Below are 17075 nucleotides of genomic sequence, written 5' to 3'. Positions count from 1 at the left end.
TCGACCTAAATTGGTCGACCTTTTCATTTGGAGTAAATTAATAATACAGTCCTTTAGTATAGAGCGTAGTAATATTTCTAGCAATTTCGCTGACGTCAAAATCCTCATTTTTTATTAACTCCCAAAGCATTTGTTCATTCATATGAAACCAGCTTTTCGCAATTATTGCTGGTATTATTTCTTTCTTTGCTAATCCCTGCTCTTGAACAAATCGAATATCTCTTTCAATACTTTGGGTAAATTCATCCCGGACATTTTGCCATTTTTGATGAACAATTGGAGATAAACCGATTGCTTCTTCAATAACTAGAAATACTTTTTTCTTACTTAAGCCTGCAGTTAAAAAATTTAATGTTTGGTGATAGATTTGATCGATTGCTTCATCAGTCGAAGTAGGTTGAAAAGGAATATTGGCTACCTCTTTCATTTCTACTACTATATGATCAATTAGTTCAGCAAAGAGTGTGTCTTTATTTGGAAAATAGACATAGGCAGTACCGTAGCCAACTTGAGCCTTTTTTATGATTTGAGTCATTGTACACTTTTGAAAACCATGTATTAAGAACATTTCTGAGCCTGCATCTAAAAGTTTTTTTCGTGTTTGGTAAGCTTGTTGTTGTTTTTTTGTTAAGTCACCAGTACGTTCCATCGATATCCTCCTATGTTAAGTAAAAGCGTCCTTTTTAGCCCTTTAAATTCTATTTTAAAATATTAAATTCAAAAGCACCATTCCAACTTTTGAACCGCACCTTATGCTACAAACCAAAATTAGATTTTGTTTTATATTTTCCACATATATACAAAAATACATGAAATAACCGAGAAAATATATACATAGTATTCCAATAATATGTTGACACGATGTCAACATATGATATATAAATAAATTACAGAATATTCTAAAAAGGGAAGGTGTTTAAAATGACATTAAATCTATTAACTCGTAATTACGCTGAACAGCTTGATCAACAAGACCAACTGAACAGCTTTAAAAATGAGTTTTACATTAGAGACGGTGTTTACTATATGGACGGGAATTCATTAGGATTACTATCGAAACGATCGGAACAAACGTTATTATCTCTATTAAACTCTTGGAAGGAACATGGAATTGACGGTTGGACTAAGGGGGAGTATCCTTGGTTTTACCTTTCAGAAAAGCTAGGAGAAATGTGTGCACCATTAGTAGGTGCTAAAGCTGAGGAAGTGATTATGACAGGATCTACAACAAGTAACTTACATCAGTTGTTAGCGACTTTTTATAGCCCGAAAGAAGGAAAAACAAAAATATTAGCGGATGAATTAAACTTCCCTTCAGATCTTTACGCAATTCAAAGCCAGATTCGTTTGCATGGTTTTGAAACAGATGAACACCTAATTCTCGTAAAAAGTGAGGATGGTCATACTTTAGCCGAAGATCGAATTATTGAAGCGATGAACGACGAAGTAGCAGTAATTGTTTTACCGTCTATTTTATATCGTAGCGGTCAAATATTAGATATGAAAAAGTTAACAGAAGCTGCACATCAAAAAGGAATCATTATTGGATTTGACCTATGTCATTCAGTAGGTGCCATTCCACATTCGTTGCACGATATTGGTGTAGACTTTGCATTTTGGTGTAACTACAAACATTTAAATGGTGGGCCAGGGGCGGTAGCAGGTCTATTTGTACATGAAAAACATTTAGGGAAAACTCCAGGATTATTAGGTTGGTTTGGCTCTGATAAAACAAAGCAGTTTGATCTTGATATTGAAATGACCCCAGCTACTACTGCTGGTGCATATCAATTAGGTACTCCGCATGTTTTAAGTTTGGCACCATTATATGGCTCACTTGAATTGTTTAATGAAGCGGGGATTGATGCGATCCGTGAGAAATCTATTAAATTAACAAATTATATGATGGAGTTAATAGAAACTGAGGTTTCTGATTATGGATTTACATTTGGTAATCCATCAGATGATGTATCACGTGGGGGACATATTTTTTTAGTTCATGAAGAAGCTGCACGAATTTGTAAGGCGTTGAAAGAAGAAGGGGTTATACCAGATTTCCGTGCACCAAACGGTATAAGATTAGCACCGGTTGCTTTATATACTTCTTATACTGACGTTTGGGAAACTGTACAAATCTTGAAATCTATTATGGTAGAAAACAAGTATAAACGTTTTGAAAACCAAAGGGATGTTATTGCTTAGGATAATAAAAACGGGGGTGGTATTATGGATAATCAATCCATTTCTATGTTACATGAAAAGTTGAAACAGGAAAAAGGAATTCATACAGACTTTAAAAATGATATGACTTATGGTGAATATTTAGGGTTAGACCAATTGCTATCAAGTCAGAAATTACTTTCAAATCATCATGATGAAATGCTCTTTATCATCATTCACCAAGTAAGTGAATTATGGATGAAACTCATTTTACATGAATTGAAGAGTGCCATTACGGCAATTCAACAAAATAAAATGCAACCCGCATTTAAAATGCTTTCCCGTGTAACGAAAATTCAAACGCAAATTATTCAAGCATGGGATGTACTATCAACGATGACACCTTCAGAATATTTAGAGTTCCGCGATAAGTTAGGGAAAGCCTCTGGTTTTCAATCTTATCAATATCGTCTAATAGAGTTTGCTTTAGGGTATAAAACAAAGCATATTTTAAAAATTTACGAAAAAGATAAAGCGCTTTCACAAGTGTTAGATGAAGCATTCAAAGCTCCAAGCATTTATGATGTATCAATTCAAGCATTAGCAAGGGAAGGTCTTCCGATTAATAAAGAATTACTAACTAGAGATTTTAGTATAACGTATGGAGGAGAAGAATCCGTTGCGGCAGCTTGGAAAGAGGTATATTTGAATGTAGATAAATATTGGGATTTATATCAACTTGGTGAGAAACTAGTAGATATTGAAGATTGGTTACAGCAATGGCGATTCCGACATATGAAAACGGTAGAACGAATTATTGGATTTAAAATTGGAACTGGTGGATCTTCCGGCGTGAATTATTTGAAGAAAGTATTAGATCACCGTTTCTTCCCTGAACTATGGGATCTTCGAACAAATTTATAATTAAAAATGTACTTCCAAGTAGTCCGTGTGTGTGTTTTAATGAATTCTAGTAAGAATTTAGTAATTTGTAAGAAATGTTATAATCTACTAAATTATGATCGAAAGAGAGGTTAAAGTTTTGAATTCAGGTCAATGGACGGGTAAGGTTGGTTTTATATTAGCTTCTGCGGGTGCTGCAATTGGACTCGGGGCTATTTGGAAGATGCCATATGTTACAGGTCAAAGTGGTGGTGGTGCGTTCTTCTTAATTTTCGTACTTCTAACTCTACTAATTGGTCTTCCAATGTTATTATCAGAATACATTATTGGACGTAATACTCAAAAGGAAGCCGTTACAGCTTATAAAATATTATCACCAGATAAACCGGTTTGGTCTTGGATAGGGAAATTAGGAGTTATTGGCTGTTTCTTATTATTATCATTTTATAGTGTTGTAGGCGGTTGGATCTTTGTGTATAGTGGCGCTTCACTTACAGGAAGCATTATTGATCCAAACGTCAATCCAGGAGATTTCTTCAATTATGTCATTGGTACGCCGTGGGTTACATTAGTTGGTTTGGCGTTATTTACACTTGTTAATGTTATCATTATCTCTTTAGGTGTCCAAAACGGTATTGAAAAAGCGAATAAGTTTATGATGCCGCTATTATTCATTTTATTTATTATTCTAGTTGTTCGTGCATTAACATTAGAAGGTGCTGCAGAGGGGCTGAAGTTCTTCTTGTGGCCAGACTTTTCAAATACAACAGGCGAATCGATTCTATATGCATTGGGGCAATCTTTCTTCGCTTTAGCTGTCGGATTCTCGTGTCTTGTAACATATAGTTCTTATTTAAAGAAGGACGTAAGTTTACCACAGTCAGCTGGTTCAGTAGTTATTTTAAATATTTTCGTATCTTTACTTGCAGGTTTAGCTATTTTTCCAGTCGTATTTACATTTGGGATGGAGCCTGCAGAAGGTCCGGGATTATTATTTATCGTATTACCTGCTGCATTTAGTCAATTGGGGTTCGGTGAAGTATTCTTAGCGATGTTTTTAATACTATTCTTATTTGCTACTTTAACGTCATCATTCAGTATGTATGAAATTATTGTAGCAGCACTTATTGAAAAATTAAAAATTTCACGTGTTAAACTAACGGCCATTTTAGGCGTGATTGTTTTTATCGCTTCCATACCTTCCGCATTAACTTATAGTGTATTAAGCGATGTATCTATATTTGGTAGAAATATATTTGATACAACAGACTTCTTTGTTTCAAACATGATTTTACCAATAGGAAACTTATTAATAGCAATATTTATCATCCATGTGATGAAGAAAGAATTAGTACGAGATGAGTTATTGCAAGGAAGTGCGATGGGTATTGGATACTACAAATTATATAGAACTTTAATGACATACGTTGTGCCAGTAGTCATTGTAATTGTTTTAGCATTCTCATTAATGAGTTATTAGAAGGTGACGAAATTGAAACAACATTGGATCGATATAACACAACCATTTCGAAATACGATTGCAACATGGCCTGGGGATACTGCGTTCCACTTTGAATTGGCTTATTTGAAAGAAGATACAGGTTCTGTTAATATAGGACGGTTTACAACTAGTACCCATACTGGGACGCATGCTGATGCACCGTACCACTTTGACGTAAATGCACCTACCATTGAACAAATGGATGTGAACATTTATATTGGAGAAGCTCTTGTTATTAATTTAACGGAATATAAAGAAATAAGAGTTGAACATTTAAAATCGATTGATTTTCGAGAAGTAAAGCGTGTGTTATTTAAACTAAAAAAGGAAGTTGAAATTGACCGATTTCCGGAAAGTGTGCCAATACTCCATCCTGAAATAGCATCATTTTTAAAAGAAAAGGGAATCGTATTACTAGGCGTTGATATTCCGTCAGTCGATCCTCTGGATAGTAAAGTATTAGATACCCACCACGCGCTTTATCGAAATGGCATCCAAATTATAGAGAATTTGATGCTCCAACATGTAACACCTGGATTGTATGATTTTATCGGATTACCATTACACATCGAAGGTGCAGATGGTGCACCGGTCCGTGCTGTTATTAGAAAAATTGAAGATTAATAGTTAAACACGAAATTCGCGTAAAGTGAATTTCGTGTTTTTTTATTGTATACACGTCGATTTTGTTAGATATTCTTACATATTTCGTTTGAATAAATCTTTAATTTCATTGAAAATAGGAGGATTTTTATCTAATAATGCGATTAAATGTATCTAAATTTTATATGTTATATTTTATAACATCAAATTGAAATTATACATAACATAAAGTAAAATAAAAAACATAAAAGGGAGGAGTTGTTAATGAGTCCAGAAGATCGAAGAACAATGCCGTTACTCCCATTAAGTATGGTTATGCAATTAACCGAGTTAACAGCAAGGCAAATTCGGTATTATGAAGAGCATAATCTGATTGAACCCGTACGATCAGAAGGGAATCGTAGGATGTTTACATTAGATGATGTTGATTCATTATTAGAAATCCGAGAACTTCTTGACGAAGGAATTAATATGGCAGGAATTAAGAAGGTATTTGCTATGAAAAGTAATTGTGTAACTAATTCTAACATCGCAACAATATCCTATGCGAAATTTCGGTCAATACTCCGTGATGAAATACAACAAGTGATAACCGTGCAAAAAACATCGTTGCGACAAGGGGATCTATCCGGCTGAATGTGTAAAGTAAAATGACTAGATTCATAGTTTGTAAAATTTTAAAAGGGAGTGAATGGAATGAGTAAGTACACAAAAGAAGACATTAAACAAATCGTAATGGAAAAAGGGGTTAAATTTATTCGTTTGCAATTTACAGATATTCTTGGGACGATTAAAAATGTTGAAATCCCGTTAAGTCAATTAGATAAAGCGTTAGATAATAAAATGATGTTTGACGGATCTTCAATTGAAGGGTTTGTACGTATTGAAGAGTCAGATATGTATTTGAAACCAGATTTAGATACATTTGTGATTTTTCCTTGGACAGCTGAAAAAGGAAAAGTAGCCCGTCTAATATGTGATGTTACAAATCCAGATGGTACTCCTTTTGCTGGTGATCCACGATCTAATTTAAAACGATTATTAAAAAATATGGAAGAATTAGGTTTTACAAGTTTCAATCTCGGACCAGAACCAGAGTTTTTCTTATTTAAATTGGATGAAAAAGGCGACCCAACGATGGAATTAAATGATTCAGGTGGATACTTTGATTTAGCTCCAACCGATCTAGGTGAAAATTGTCGACGTGATATTGTGTTAGAACTTGAGGAAATGGGCTTTGAAATTGAAGCATCTCACCATGAGGTTGCACCAGGTCAGCACGAAATTGACTTTAAGTATGCGAACGCAATTGAAGCATGTGACAATATTCAAACTTTTAAATTAGTTGTTAAAACAATTGCTCGTAAACATGGACTACACGCAACATTTATGCCGAAACCGTTATTTGGAGTAAATGGTTCAGGTATGCACGCCAACCTTTCGTTATTTAGTGGAGACAAAAATGCGTTTTGGGATGAAAGCGCGGATTTACAATTATCTGAAACAGCCCGTCAATTTATGGCAGGAGTTATGAAACATGCCCGTGGCTTTACAGCTGTGACAAATCCACTAGTAAACTCATACAAACGATTAGTCCCAGGTTATGAAGCACCATGTTACATCGCTTGGTCGGCACGTAACCGATCTCCGTTAATCCGTATTCCTGCATCTCGAGGGTTATCTACTCGAATTGAATTACGTTCTGTAGACCCTTCAGCAAATCCTTACTTAGCTATGGCTGTTATTTTAGAAGCAGGCTTAGATGGTATCCGTAACGGCTTAACTCCTCCAGCAGCAGTCGATCGTAATATCTATGTTATGAGTCCTGCTGAATTAAAAGAAAATGGAATCGATAACTTGCCTGGATCATTAGCAGAAGCATTAACAGAATTAGAGAAAGATAATGTGATTAAAGAAGCTTTAGGTGAACACATCTATTCCAATTTTAAAGCAGCTAAAGAGTTAGAGTTTGATATGTTCCGAGTTGCGGTACACCCTTGGGAACGTGAGCAATACATTCAAGTCTATTAATCTTAAAAGATGATGCTAGTGTTTATGCTAGCATCTTTTTTTCGTTCCTCACACCCTCTACTGCATCTACTAAAAGTTTTCATGATGTCAGATTGAAGACATATATTGAAAAAAGGGATAACTTTAGGATTTAGGTTGAAAGGGGAGGGAATCTTGCAAAAGAAGTGGATGAATTACATTCTAGTTACAGTTCTTATAGGTGCTTTTATATGGACGATTTATTCTAATTTATTTCAACAAAAATCTTCTAGTCATCAACCAATTGCGATTGGAAGTCATGGAATTGAAATAGCTGAGGAGGATCATTCTGAAACGACTGTTCTTCCAGAACTAAACGAGATAGAAATTGATACCCATGAGGAAGAAAGCGTACATGATCATCATCAAGAGAGTCCAATAGATAGCCATTCAGATTACGGTCACGAAGGGCATACACATGAATTAAATACGACAGAAGTGATTGATGTAAGTAACCAAGCGCCACAATTTATTACGAAAACATTAGATGGTGAAACAGTCCAACTTTCCGACTTTTTAGGTAAAAAAGTCATTCTTAACTTTTGGACAACTTGGTGTCCGCCATGCCAAGAAGAAGTACCCGAATTGCAAAAATTCTATGAGGAATCAATGAATGACGAAGAAGTAGTATTACTTGGTTTAAATATAACAAATGATGACCTTGGTATAGATGTCATTCGTGAATTTAGAGAATACTATGGAATTACCTATCCAATTTTGTTAGATGAGAAACGAGAAATTACTAATAGTTACGAAATTTTAACAATCCCAACTACTTATATTATTGATGAAAACGGAAATCTCGATAAACAGGTCATTGGACCACTTACGAACGAAATGTTACATGAACTCATCGACAATTAAGTGAACATAAATCAATAAAAGCACCTTCCACATTTTACTGTGTAAGGTGCTCGTATTTTATCCCATAATGTTGTATCCAGAGTCTACATAAATAATTTCTCCAGTAACACCGCTTGATAGGTTACTTAACATAACCATTGTCATATTCGCAACTTCATCAGAAGTTACGTTTCGTTTTAATGGAGATTTTTCTTCAATTTGATGAAGGATTGTATTGAAGCTTGGAACACCTTTCGCCGCTAACGTTCGGATTGCTCCAGCTGAAATTGCATTTACACGAATCCCTTCAGCACCTAGGTCGTAAGCTAAATAGCGAGTTGATGCTTCAAGGGCTGCTTTAGCAACACCCATTACGTTGTAACCATCTAACACACGTTCTGCTCCTAAATAAGTCATCGTTACAATCGATGCACCTTCGGACATATAAGGGCGAGCTGCTTTAGCAACAGCAACTAATGAATAAGCACTCGTATCTTGTGCAAATGCGTAGCCATCACGAGTTGTTTCAACAAAACGATTGTGTAAGTCTTCAGCGTTTGCAAAGGCAACAGAGTGTACTAAGCCGTGAATAACTCCGTATTTTTCTCCAATTTCATTAAATGCGTTTGCAATGCTTTCATCACTGTTTACATCACACTGTACTACGTCAGTGTTATATTCTGTGTAATCTGCTAAAACTTTTTCAATTTTTCCTTTTGAACGTTCTTTACGATATGTAAAAATAACGTTTGCCCCAACTTCTAATAGTTTTTTGGCAACTCCCCAAGCAATGCTTCGTTCGTTTGCAACGCCCATTACGACGATGTTTTTATCTTTTAATTGTAATAAGTCCATTTAAATTCGGCCCCTTTATGATCAAATAATATCAGTTATTAGTACCAACTACTAATATAAATATTAACAGTAAATCCTGTAAATATCAATAGAATTGTAGTACCTTTAATTCGGAGGGATACAATGAAGTTAACTATAAAACAATTAATAGAGCAGAATAACGAAAAACGAAAATTATTAACACCAGACAATGAATCGTATTTTAGTGATTTGCTTATTTATATTAGAATGAAACCATTTAAAAATGAGAGAGCAACCGAAGAATTATTACTAGATTTGTTAAATCAATTATTAGATGCACAACAAGAAGGAAAGTCAGCTAAAGAATTGTTCGGTTCCTCACCGAAACAATTGGCAAATGAAATGATTCAATCACTTCCACAGGAAAATACGAAAAGTATTGTAGAATTCGGTCTTGAAATTATTTTCACGTTATTTGGATGGTTCTTAATAATATGGGGGATTTGGCCAGTTGTGAAAAAAGAAGATCCTATTATTCATATAGGTTCTGCTGCTATATCCGCTATATTACTCATCGCGAGTATGATTTTATTAGTTTATTTAATAATTAAAGTATTGAGAAATAGTGCATTCACAGATGAAAAGAAGAAGAAAGTCGCTACATGGACTCTTAGTATTTTAGTGGGTCTTCTTTTTGCAGTAGGGTTCTTAATTAATTTCCTCGTAGAACCATTTGGCCCTGAAATGACAATTACCTATTACACTCCCTTTGGATTGGGATGCTTTTTCTTACTAGCAAGTTATATATTGAAAAAGTATAGAGAAGCATTAGTATAACATCAGTTTGACCCAATATAGGTCAAGCTGATGTTATCCTTATGCGGATTACCAACAAAGATATTAATCCTATCCGCAAATAAAAAGGACATGGGCAACCATGTCCTTTTATTATTCATATTTTAATGGATCTCCATCAAATGACTCGTCTGCAACTTTAATAGAATCAGTTGGACAGCCTTCAAATGCGTCTTGCATATCTTCTAGTAGATCTTCTGGAACTTCTGTTGTTCCCGTGTTATCATCTAAAATAACGAAGGCAATACCTTCATCATCATAATCATAAATATCTGGGGCTGCAGCACCGCAAGCGCCACAAGCAATACATGTATCTTTATCTACAATTGTAAATTTTGGCATTTCTTTCTCTCCTTTTTTCCGTCAGCTACATAAGAGCACACTCTTCATTCTAAATCGGATTAGTCGACTTTTCAACATAATACTATAATTTTGGAGGGTTTGAATTTGATATTTCAAACTTTAGTCTTAAATTTACTTGGTCAATTCAACGGTGAAAGAACCGTTTCGGCAGTATTCCATCTGTTGAGAGGCAAGCGCTCAGGCCAAACAATTCAAGATGTAGGGATATTCAATTTACATGATTATTTTGGTATATTACCAAAATTAAATAGAAAGCAATTTGATGAGCAAATAGAGCGTTTATCAGATCAACAATACATAACTATTTTACCTGAAAATCGGTATGTCATATCTGAATTAGGACAAACATTTTTAAATCAACCTATGAAACTCTCTTTCGATGGTTGGCATTACAGAGGAAATGAACATATCTTTTTTGCCCGCTTGTCACTAATTGTTCAAACATTATCTTATCATACTATTGGAAACATGAAATTTGCTCCCATACAACAGAATGATCAAATTCAACTGTGGGTCAAAAATTTTTTAGTTCGGCACCAATATCAAAATGGGGAATTACAATCTAAATTATTGGAAGAAATTATTTCAAGTTTGGAAAAAATCGAAGTAGATGACCGAGAAAAATCAATTGTTGTCAATAGATTAAGTGGTGTAAACCAACCAGGATTTACGTGGCAACAACTAAGTAACCATGAAAACTTAAGTGAAATGGACGTTCAATTATTGTACATTTCATGTTTACAAAGTTGGATCAATGAAGTTTCATTCAACGAAACAAAGTTTCCTCTTCTTTCAGAAGTTGCTACACAAGTCCGTATTGAACTGACGTTAACTGAATCAGCAAATACGACAGCAAAATTATTCAAAAAGGGATATTCAATAGATGAAATTAGTGCGATACGAAATTTAAAATCGAGTACAATTGAAGATCATATTGTTGAACTTGCAATGAATGAGCGGAAATTTCCGTATGACCGATTTTTAAGTAAAGAGGATATTGAAAAAGTATTGCAAGCAATTGAGGACTATCAAACGAAGAAACTGAAAGTATTACATGAAGTAGTACCGAATTTATCGTATTTTCAATTACGACTTGTTTTAGCAAGAGGTGATAATGACACATGGAATTAGAAGATATTTTATTTCGACATTTTGGTTATCGTTCCTTTCGGCCAGGTCAAAAAGAAGTAATTGAGCAAGTAATTAATGGACGTGATGTAATTGCATTGTTACCAACAGGAATGGGGAAATCCTTATGTTATCAATTACCAGGTTATTTTTTTAATGGTTCTGTATTAATCGTTTCTCCATTATTATCTTTAATGCAAGATCAAGTTACCCAAATGAAGCAATTTGGGGAAAAACGTGTCGTAGCCTTAAATTCATTTTTAACTGTGCAACAAAAACAAGCGGCTTTAAATTTGTTACATCATTATCGTTTTATCTTCATTTCACCTGAAATGCTTTTGCAAAAGCAAGTAAGTGAAAGATTGAAGCAAGTAAACCTTTCTTTAATTGTTGTGGATGAGGCTCACTGTATTTCCCAATGGGGGTTTGACTTTAGACCAGACTATTTGCGAATGGGAGAACTCTTCCATTATGAAAATAGACCACCAATTTTAGCATTATCGGCAACTGCGACAAACAAAGTTCTTGGAGACATTCAAACTTATTTAAAAATGGACGAGCCCTATCAATATATACATTCAGTTGACCGAAAAAATATTCATCTATCTAGGAGAGAATTTCAGACACAAGAGGATAAGGTAGATTGGATTGTTCAGCACGTTTTAGAGACTGATGGACCTGGCGTTATTTATACACAATCACGTTCTAAAGCAGAAGGTATAAGTAATCGACTAATTCAATCTGGAATTCAAGCGGCGAGTTATCATGCGGGGAAAGAAGCGCTAGACCGTCAATTTATTCAACAACAGTTTATAGAAGGATCAATTAAGTGGATCGTTGCAACCAATGCTTTTGGTATGGGGGTACACAAAGATAATGTGCGCCAAATTATTCACCATACCCTTCCTTCAAATATAGCAAATTATATGCAGGAAATAGGTAGAGCAGGTAGAGACGGGCAAGATGCTTTAGCAATTTTGTTATTTGTTGAGGGTGATGCAAATTTTGCGAAGGTACTAGCTACTGATGATTTACCTACAGATCATCATATTGGACTTTATGAAATTTATCGCTCGCGAGGGGAAAATCCTTTAACAATGTTTCACAACGGTGAAATCTCAGAAACTGCTTTTCGTGTACTAGATTACTGGATGAATGAGCACTCAAGTGAAAAAGTCGGTCAGTTATTACATAAAATGCGAATTGAAAAAATCCAAGCTGTCGATGAGATGACGAAAATTGTTCAAACGGAAGATTGTATGAGAAAAGTGCTTGTTCACTATTTTGGACAAGAGTTAACAGATCGCCCGAACAACTGTTGTGAATGCTGTGGTGTTCATTACGAAGAGATAATTGAACCGAGAAAAATAGATGAAATTCCTGCCCAACTTGATTCGTGGCAGAGTCGTATTAAGAGCATATTAATTGGAAATTAAAACACGCTAGTCTTTATTGATAACTTCAAATGTGGAGTTATCTTTTTTTATCTAATTTAGATACTTAGTTTCTTTAACTGAATTAATATACCGAAATTCACTTACTTTATGCTTATTTAAAAATTTTCCAATAAAAACTTACAGAAAATCGTTATTGATTAGGAAACATTTTACCGACTTTTCGAAAAATATTGATTATTTAAAATATTGACTATACAATTTCAATAACAGTTGTAAGCGCTTATTTAAGTTCAATCAAGTAGATTTTAATAATTATTTGCAGTAAAGCAAAATAATACGGGGTGATAGTAAGGATGGGGTTGAGTTTTGTTCGTTTTAAGATATATGATGAACAATTTTTTGGTGTTTTAAAGGAGAAGAAATTTATAAATTGCACTCTAATCCAACAAATTTTGAAGAATTTTTAAGATAGACAACATGCATTAGGAAACTATTTAAATGATGGTGATGTGATTGAAGCAACAATTGCATCTGTTGATGGCTCGATTGACTTAGGTAAGCAACGAAATGTCGTGAAAAGTTTACAATCAAGCAATATATAACTAAATTCGGTGTCCGGTAGTTGTTGAACTGCGACTTCAATGTTCAATTCATATATAAGGGGTGTTTTATTATGACGATTTTAACGCGCAAAGTAAAAACAGGTAACTATGAAACGTTACTCCATGAAGGCGGTACACAAAACGAAGAAGTAATTATCTTTTTACATGGTAGTGGTCCTGGAGCGAGTGCAAATTCGAACTGGAAAGACGTATTACCACAATATGTTGATAGATATCATGTGTTAGCCATTGATTTAGTAGGATTTGGAGAAACAGATCATCCTACTAATTATCCAGCCAATGGTGTGGAGTGGATGAATTGGCGAGTCCAGCAAGTGATCGATTTAATGGATACTTTGGAAATTAAAAGAGCGAATTTAGTCGGTAATTCACTTGGAGGGGTTATTGCTTTAAATCTTGTTATGGTCAGTCCTGAACGATTTAACCGTATCGTACTTATGGGTGCAGGTGGCGGTTTAACTGAGCCAACTCCGGAATTAGCTAAATTAGCAAACTTCCATAAAGATCCTACACCTAAAGCACTTAAAAATCTACTAAGTTGGTTCTTATATGACATGTCAGGAATGGAAGATAAGTTAGATTCGATTGTAGAAGAACGTATGGAATTGTTTAACCGACCTGAAGTAAGAAAATCTTATGAAGAAAACTTTACGAAATCGCATCTGTCAGATATGTTAGTTCCTCCATCGGCATTAAAACGTATGAACAACGAATTTTTACTAATCCATGGTCACCAAGACCGTTTTGTACCGCTAGCGAGCAGTTTATACGTTCTTGATTATTTGGAAAATGCAGAATTACATGTGTTTAAACGTTGTGGACATTGGGCACAAATCGAACAAAAAGAACAATTTATTAAATTAACAAAAGACTTCTTTGATAGAACAAAAGTTGCTAGTCCGGTTTAATCGAATATTAAAAATCGAATAAGGGGTGTGGGGATATGGAACAAACATTGACGGATACGAGAAAGATGCTAGTCGAACGGGCAAACAGTTTAATTCCACTACTTAGAGAACAAGGGTTAACGATCGATCAAAAAAGCGAATTATCAAAAGAGATAATTGAACAGCTACGATCAAATGGCTTGTTAAAAGTGTTACGTCCACAAATGTTCGGCGGATATCAAACAGATATGCGGACGTATATCGAAGTTGTTACGGCAATTTCAAGGGGAAATGGCTCGGCAGGATGGTTTGTGGCGTTAAGTAATATTCGTGATTATATGATTTCATATGCTTTTGGTCGTGAAGCGTTAAACGATATTTTCGGTCCAAATCATAATAATGACGTAATTTTAGCGGGAAATTTTAAACCTATCAAAATTGAAATGAAAAAAGTAGAGGGCGGTTATTTTATAGAAGAGGCGCAATGGCCTTTTGTTTCAGGTAGCCCGCATGCTGATTGGCTATACTTTGGATTCCCTGTGGATGATGGTAACGGTGGGATAGAGATGGCAATCATGGTAGTCCCAATTCAAGACGCAATCGTATTAGACGATTGGAATGTTATGGGGCTTAAAGGTTCAGGAAGTAACAGTGTACGTTTAGAAAATGTATTTGTACCTGAACATCGTGTATCCCTTGATCGTTTAGCAACGAAAGGTCATTACATGATCGAAGAGTTACGAGATGTTCCGTTATATCAAACACCATTTGTACCCTCTCTTACGTTGTCCATTGTAGCACCTGCATTAGGAATTACTAAAGGTGCAATGGATTTACACATGGAACGGGTTAAAAAAGCAGGTATTGGTAATACATTCTATACGAAAATGAATGAGGCACCTGTAACACATTTACAAGTTGGAGAAACGCAGATGAAAATTGATCTTGCAGAACTGTTATTACATCGAGCGGTAGATATTTTAGATAACTATTCTTCGAATGGTCAAAAGTTAACGGTTGAAGAAAACATTAAAATAAAGGCAGATTTTGGATATGTAAATCAACTTTGTAAAGAAGCTATTGACTTAATGACTGCTGGAGCAGGTTCTGTATTTTCATACAATAATAATTTATTCCAATTATTCTATCGAGATTTCTTATCAATGCATTTGCACGGGTTTATTACACCTTCGAGTTTAGTAGAAACATATGGTCGCGTTATGTGCGGTTTAGAACCAAATACGTATTTCGTCTAATGTACAATTAATAAGGGGATATATTTTCAATTCATATTTAAGGGGGATGTAATATGAGTAACGAAGTTAGAACACCTGAAATTGCAAAATTAGGACACTTTGGATTAGTATCGAAAGATTTAGAGAAGTCTCTATGGTTTTTCAAAGAGGTTGTCGGTTTAGAAGAAACAGAAGTGAAAGATGGGGTTCATTATTTACGCGCATGGGGAGATTTTGAACACCACACAATGACACTTCGTCAAGGGGAAGAATCACACGTAGACCATATTGCATGGCGTACGAAAAGAGAAGAAGATGTTGATGCTTTTGCGAAAAAGTTAGAGCAAGCAGGTATTGAAATTCGTTGGGTCGATGAAGGAACAGAAGCAGGGCAAGGCAAAGCATTTCGTTTTGAATTGCCAAGTGGACATACTTTCGAAATTTACTTCAAGATGGAAAAAACTTTAGCTTCTCCAGAGTCACGTTCTGTATTAAAAAACCAATCTCATAAATCGTGGGCTCGTGGTGTATCACCAAGAAGAATTGACCATGTAAATATTTTAACTTCGTTACTTGCAAATGATTTATCGGACTTTTTACAAGACCAATTAGGGTTTAACCTAAGGGAATGCGTTCAAACTCCGGATGGTAATTTAGTAGGAGCATGGTTAAGTGTAACACCTTTGGTTCATGATATTGCAATTAGTCACGATCCATTTGCTGCATCCACTCAAGAAATTCACCATGTATCATACTGGTTAGACAACTCACAGGATTTATTACGTGCTGCAGACATCTTAAAAGAAAATGGTATTTTCTTTAAAGGTCCTGGTAAGCACGGTATTTCTCAAGCGATGTATATTTACGCGATTGACCCTGGAAGTGGTGTACGATTAGAACTATTTACAAACGGTTATTTAATTTTTGAGCCAGATTGGGAGCCAATCGTTTGGAGTATTGATGAAATGGATATTGGTTTCACATATTGGGGAGACCAAATGGATACGAAACCTGAAAACAATCCGACAATTAAAGTGTATGACGATAAGAAACCAATACGGAGCTAAGCATTTAGCTCCGTTCATTTACTAAAAGGAGGGTTTACCATGGACGATCGTCTATTCCGCGATGCGATGGGGAAATTTGCAACTGGGGTAACTGTTGTGACAACTCAAGACGAAAATGAGATTCATGGAATGACAGCTAATGCCTTTATGTCTGTTTCTTTGGACCCTAAATTAGTTGTCGTTTCAATTGGGCATAAAGCTCGTTTTTTACCAAAAGTACAAAAAAGTAAGAAGTTTGCTGTTAACATTTTAGCAGCAGACCAGAAAAAATATTCAATGGCCTTTGCTGGACAACTTAAAGAAGAAATTGAAATTGTATTTGATCAACTAGCTGGTTTACCTGTTCTTCCTGGTAGTCTTGCACAAGTGAGTTGCGAAGTCGTAGCTGAACATGTAGAAGGTGATCATACGCTATTTATCGGTAAAGTTTTAGATATTAACGTAACTGATGGGGATCCGTTAATCTTCTATAGTGGCAAATATCGAGAATTAGTAGAATGCGAGATAAAAACAGTTTAATTCATACAAAAAATATAAAAGTACTTGAAATAAGCACAGTGGTGAAATGTCAACCTAGAAAAACATCAAAATTGGAAATTCATTAAGCATTCAACATCTCAATTTCCTTTTTTAAGCGCACTTAAA

General features: G+C 35.0%; 17 protein-coding genes. 14 read left to right on the top strand and 3 right to left on the bottom strand.

The features are described from left to right. Window positions 1-37 precede the first annotated feature (37 nt). Entirely contained in the window at window positions 38-649 is a 612-nt protein-coding gene (locus tag CRO45_RS07370) for a TetR/AcrR family transcriptional regulator (RefSeq protein WP_097149024.1), read from the bottom strand. Window positions 650-921: 272 nt separating this feature from the next. Between CRO45_RS07370 and kynU the strand changes: the two genes are divergently transcribed. The 7 genes from kynU to CRO45_RS07335 all read left to right on the top strand — a co-directional run bounded on the left by kynU (window position 922) and on the right by CRO45_RS07335 (window position 8080). Then, window positions 922-2202, top strand: a complete 1281-nt coding sequence (gene kynU / locus CRO45_RS07365) for a kynureninase (protein ID WP_097149023.1) — start codon at window positions 922-924, stop codon at window positions 2200-2202. 45 nt (window positions 2203-2247) lie between these two features. Continuing rightward, a complete protein-coding gene (gene kynA / locus CRO45_RS07360; RefSeq protein WP_235864552.1) occupies window positions 2248-3084 on the top strand; it encodes a tryptophan 2,3-dioxygenase in 837 nt (278 codons plus the stop codon). Between the two features lie 118 nt (window positions 3085-3202). Then, window positions 3203-4543: a sodium-dependent transporter gene (locus tag CRO45_RS07355; protein WP_408057115.1), complete on the top strand. Its 1341-nt coding sequence runs from the start codon at window positions 3203-3205 to the stop codon at window positions 4541-4543. A gap of 12 nt (window positions 4544-4555) precedes the next feature. Further along, window positions 4556-5188, top strand: coding sequence for an arylformamidase (gene kynB / locus CRO45_RS07350; RefSeq protein ID WP_097149020.1), 633 nt, complete (start codon window positions 4556-4558; stop codon window positions 5186-5188). Window positions 5189-5431: 243 nt separating this feature from the next. Continuing rightward, window positions 5432-5803: a MerR family transcriptional regulator gene (locus tag CRO45_RS07345; RefSeq protein WP_097149019.1), complete on the top strand. Its 372-nt coding sequence runs from the start codon at window positions 5432-5434 to the stop codon at window positions 5801-5803. A gap of 60 nt (window positions 5804-5863) precedes the next feature. Further along, entirely contained in the window at window positions 5864-7198 is a 1335-nt protein-coding gene (glnA, locus tag CRO45_RS07340; protein WP_097149018.1) for a type I glutamate--ammonia ligase, read from the top strand. A gap of 153 nt (window positions 7199-7351) precedes the next feature. After that, window positions 7352-8080: a peroxiredoxin family protein gene (locus CRO45_RS07335; RefSeq protein WP_097149017.1), complete on the top strand. Its 729-nt coding sequence runs from the start codon at window positions 7352-7354 to the stop codon at window positions 8078-8080. A gap of 57 nt (window positions 8081-8137) precedes the next feature. On the opposite strand, the gene CRO45_RS07330 is transcribed toward CRO45_RS07335, so the two are convergent. Then, the gene (locus CRO45_RS07330; protein ID WP_097149016.1) at window positions 8138-8914 is read right to left on the bottom strand and encodes an enoyl-ACP reductase FabI; all 777 of its coding nucleotides are present in this window, start codon (window positions 8912-8914) and stop codon (window positions 8138-8140) included. 123 nt (window positions 8915-9037) lie between these two features. Between CRO45_RS07330 and CRO45_RS07325 the strand changes: the two genes are divergently transcribed. After that, complete coding sequence (locus CRO45_RS07325; protein ID WP_097149015.1) at window positions 9038-9712, top strand: DUF1129 family protein; 675 nt, start codon at window positions 9038-9040, stop codon at window positions 9710-9712. A 111-nt stretch (window positions 9713-9823) separates the two neighbouring features. On the opposite strand, the gene CRO45_RS07320 is transcribed toward CRO45_RS07325, so the two are convergent. Beyond that, window positions 9824-10072 carry a ferredoxin gene (locus tag CRO45_RS07320; protein WP_036176992.1) on the bottom strand — a complete coding sequence of 83 codons (249 nt, stop codon included), beginning with the start codon at window positions 10070-10072 and terminating at the stop codon, window positions 9824-9826. A 105-nt stretch (window positions 10073-10177) separates the two neighbouring features. Here CRO45_RS07320 and CRO45_RS07315 point away from each other — a divergent pair, with 105 nt between their 5' ends. The 6 genes from CRO45_RS07315 (at window position 10178) to CRO45_RS07290 (ending at window position 16949) form a co-directional block, all read left to right on the top strand. After that, entirely contained in the window at window positions 10178-11224 is a 1047-nt protein-coding gene (locus CRO45_RS07315; RefSeq protein WP_097149014.1) for a helix-turn-helix domain-containing protein, read from the top strand. After that, window positions 11215-12657, top strand: a complete 1443-nt coding sequence (locus tag CRO45_RS07310; RefSeq protein ID WP_097149013.1) for a RecQ family ATP-dependent DNA helicase — start codon at window positions 11215-11217, stop codon at window positions 12655-12657. The genes CRO45_RS07315 and CRO45_RS07310 overlap by 10 nt, the downstream gene beginning before the upstream one ends. 634 nt (window positions 12658-13291) lie before the next feature. Then, window positions 13292-14149: an alpha/beta fold hydrolase gene (locus CRO45_RS07305; protein ID WP_097149012.1), complete on the top strand. Its 858-nt coding sequence runs from the start codon at window positions 13292-13294 to the stop codon at window positions 14147-14149. Window positions 14150-14184: 35 nt separating this feature from the next. Then, a complete protein-coding gene (locus CRO45_RS07300) occupies window positions 14185-15384 on the top strand; it encodes an acyl-CoA dehydrogenase family protein (RefSeq protein ID WP_097149011.1) in 1200 nt (399 codons plus the stop codon). A 53-nt stretch (window positions 15385-15437) separates the two neighbouring features. After that, window positions 15438-16430 carry a VOC family protein gene (locus CRO45_RS07295; protein ID WP_097149010.1) on the top strand — a complete coding sequence of 331 codons (993 nt, stop codon included), beginning with the start codon at window positions 15438-15440 and terminating at the stop codon, window positions 16428-16430. 39 nt (window positions 16431-16469) lie between these two features. Continuing rightward, window positions 16470-16949, top strand: coding sequence for a flavin reductase family protein (locus tag CRO45_RS07290; RefSeq protein WP_097149009.1), 480 nt, complete (start codon window positions 16470-16472; stop codon window positions 16947-16949). Window positions 16950-17075: the final 126 nt, after the last annotated feature.

It is taken from the genome of Ureibacillus acetophenoni (genome assembly GCF_900220965.1).
Taxonomy (GTDB): domain Bacteria; phylum Bacillota; class Bacilli; order Bacillales_A; family Planococcaceae; genus Ureibacillus; species Ureibacillus acetophenoni.
This window is presented reverse-complemented; position numbering and strand designations above follow the sequence as displayed.

Bases quoted from the DNA above. Each gene is read 5' to 3' on its own strand.
- CRO45_RS07310 (WP_097149013.1), top strand. From the start codon at position 11,215: ATGGAATTAGAAGATATTTTATTTCGACATTTTGGTTATCGTTCCTTT.
- CRO45_RS07295 (WP_097149010.1), top strand. From the start codon at position 15,438: ATGAGTAACGAAGTTAGAACACCTGAAATTGCAAAATTAGGACACTTT.
- kynA (WP_235864552.1), top strand. From the start codon at position 2,248: ATGTTACATGAAAAGTTGAAACAGGAAAAAGGAATTCATACAGACTTT.
- CRO45_RS07370 (WP_097149024.1), bottom strand. From the start codon at position 649: ATGGAACGTACTGGTGACTTAACAAAAAAACAACAACAAGCTTACCAA.
- CRO45_RS07320 (WP_036176992.1), bottom strand. From the start codon at position 10,072: ATGCCAAAATTTACAATTGTAGATAAAGATACATGTATTGCTTGTGGC.
- CRO45_RS07290 (WP_097149009.1), top strand. From the start codon at position 16,470: ATGGACGATCGTCTATTCCGCGATGCGATGGGGAAATTTGCAACTGGG.
- CRO45_RS07330 (WP_097149016.1), bottom strand. From the start codon at position 8,914: ATGGACTTATTACAATTAAAAGATAAAAACATCGTCGTAATGGGCGTT.
- glnA (WP_097149018.1), top strand. From the start codon at position 5,864: ATGAGTAAGTACACAAAAGAAGACATTAAACAAATCGTAATGGAAAAA.
- CRO45_RS07300 (WP_097149011.1), top strand. From the start codon at position 14,185: ATGGAACAAACATTGACGGATACGAGAAAGATGCTAGTCGAACGGGCA.
- kynU (WP_097149023.1), top strand. From the start codon at position 922: ATGACATTAAATCTATTAACTCGTAATTACGCTGAACAGCTTGATCAA.
- CRO45_RS07305 (WP_097149012.1), top strand. From the start codon at position 13,292: ATGACGATTTTAACGCGCAAAGTAAAAACAGGTAACTATGAAACGTTA.
- CRO45_RS07345 (WP_097149019.1), top strand. From the start codon at position 5,432: ATGAGTCCAGAAGATCGAAGAACAATGCCGTTACTCCCATTAAGTATG.
- CRO45_RS07325 (WP_097149015.1), top strand. From the start codon at position 9,038: ATGAAGTTAACTATAAAACAATTAATAGAGCAGAATAACGAAAAACGA.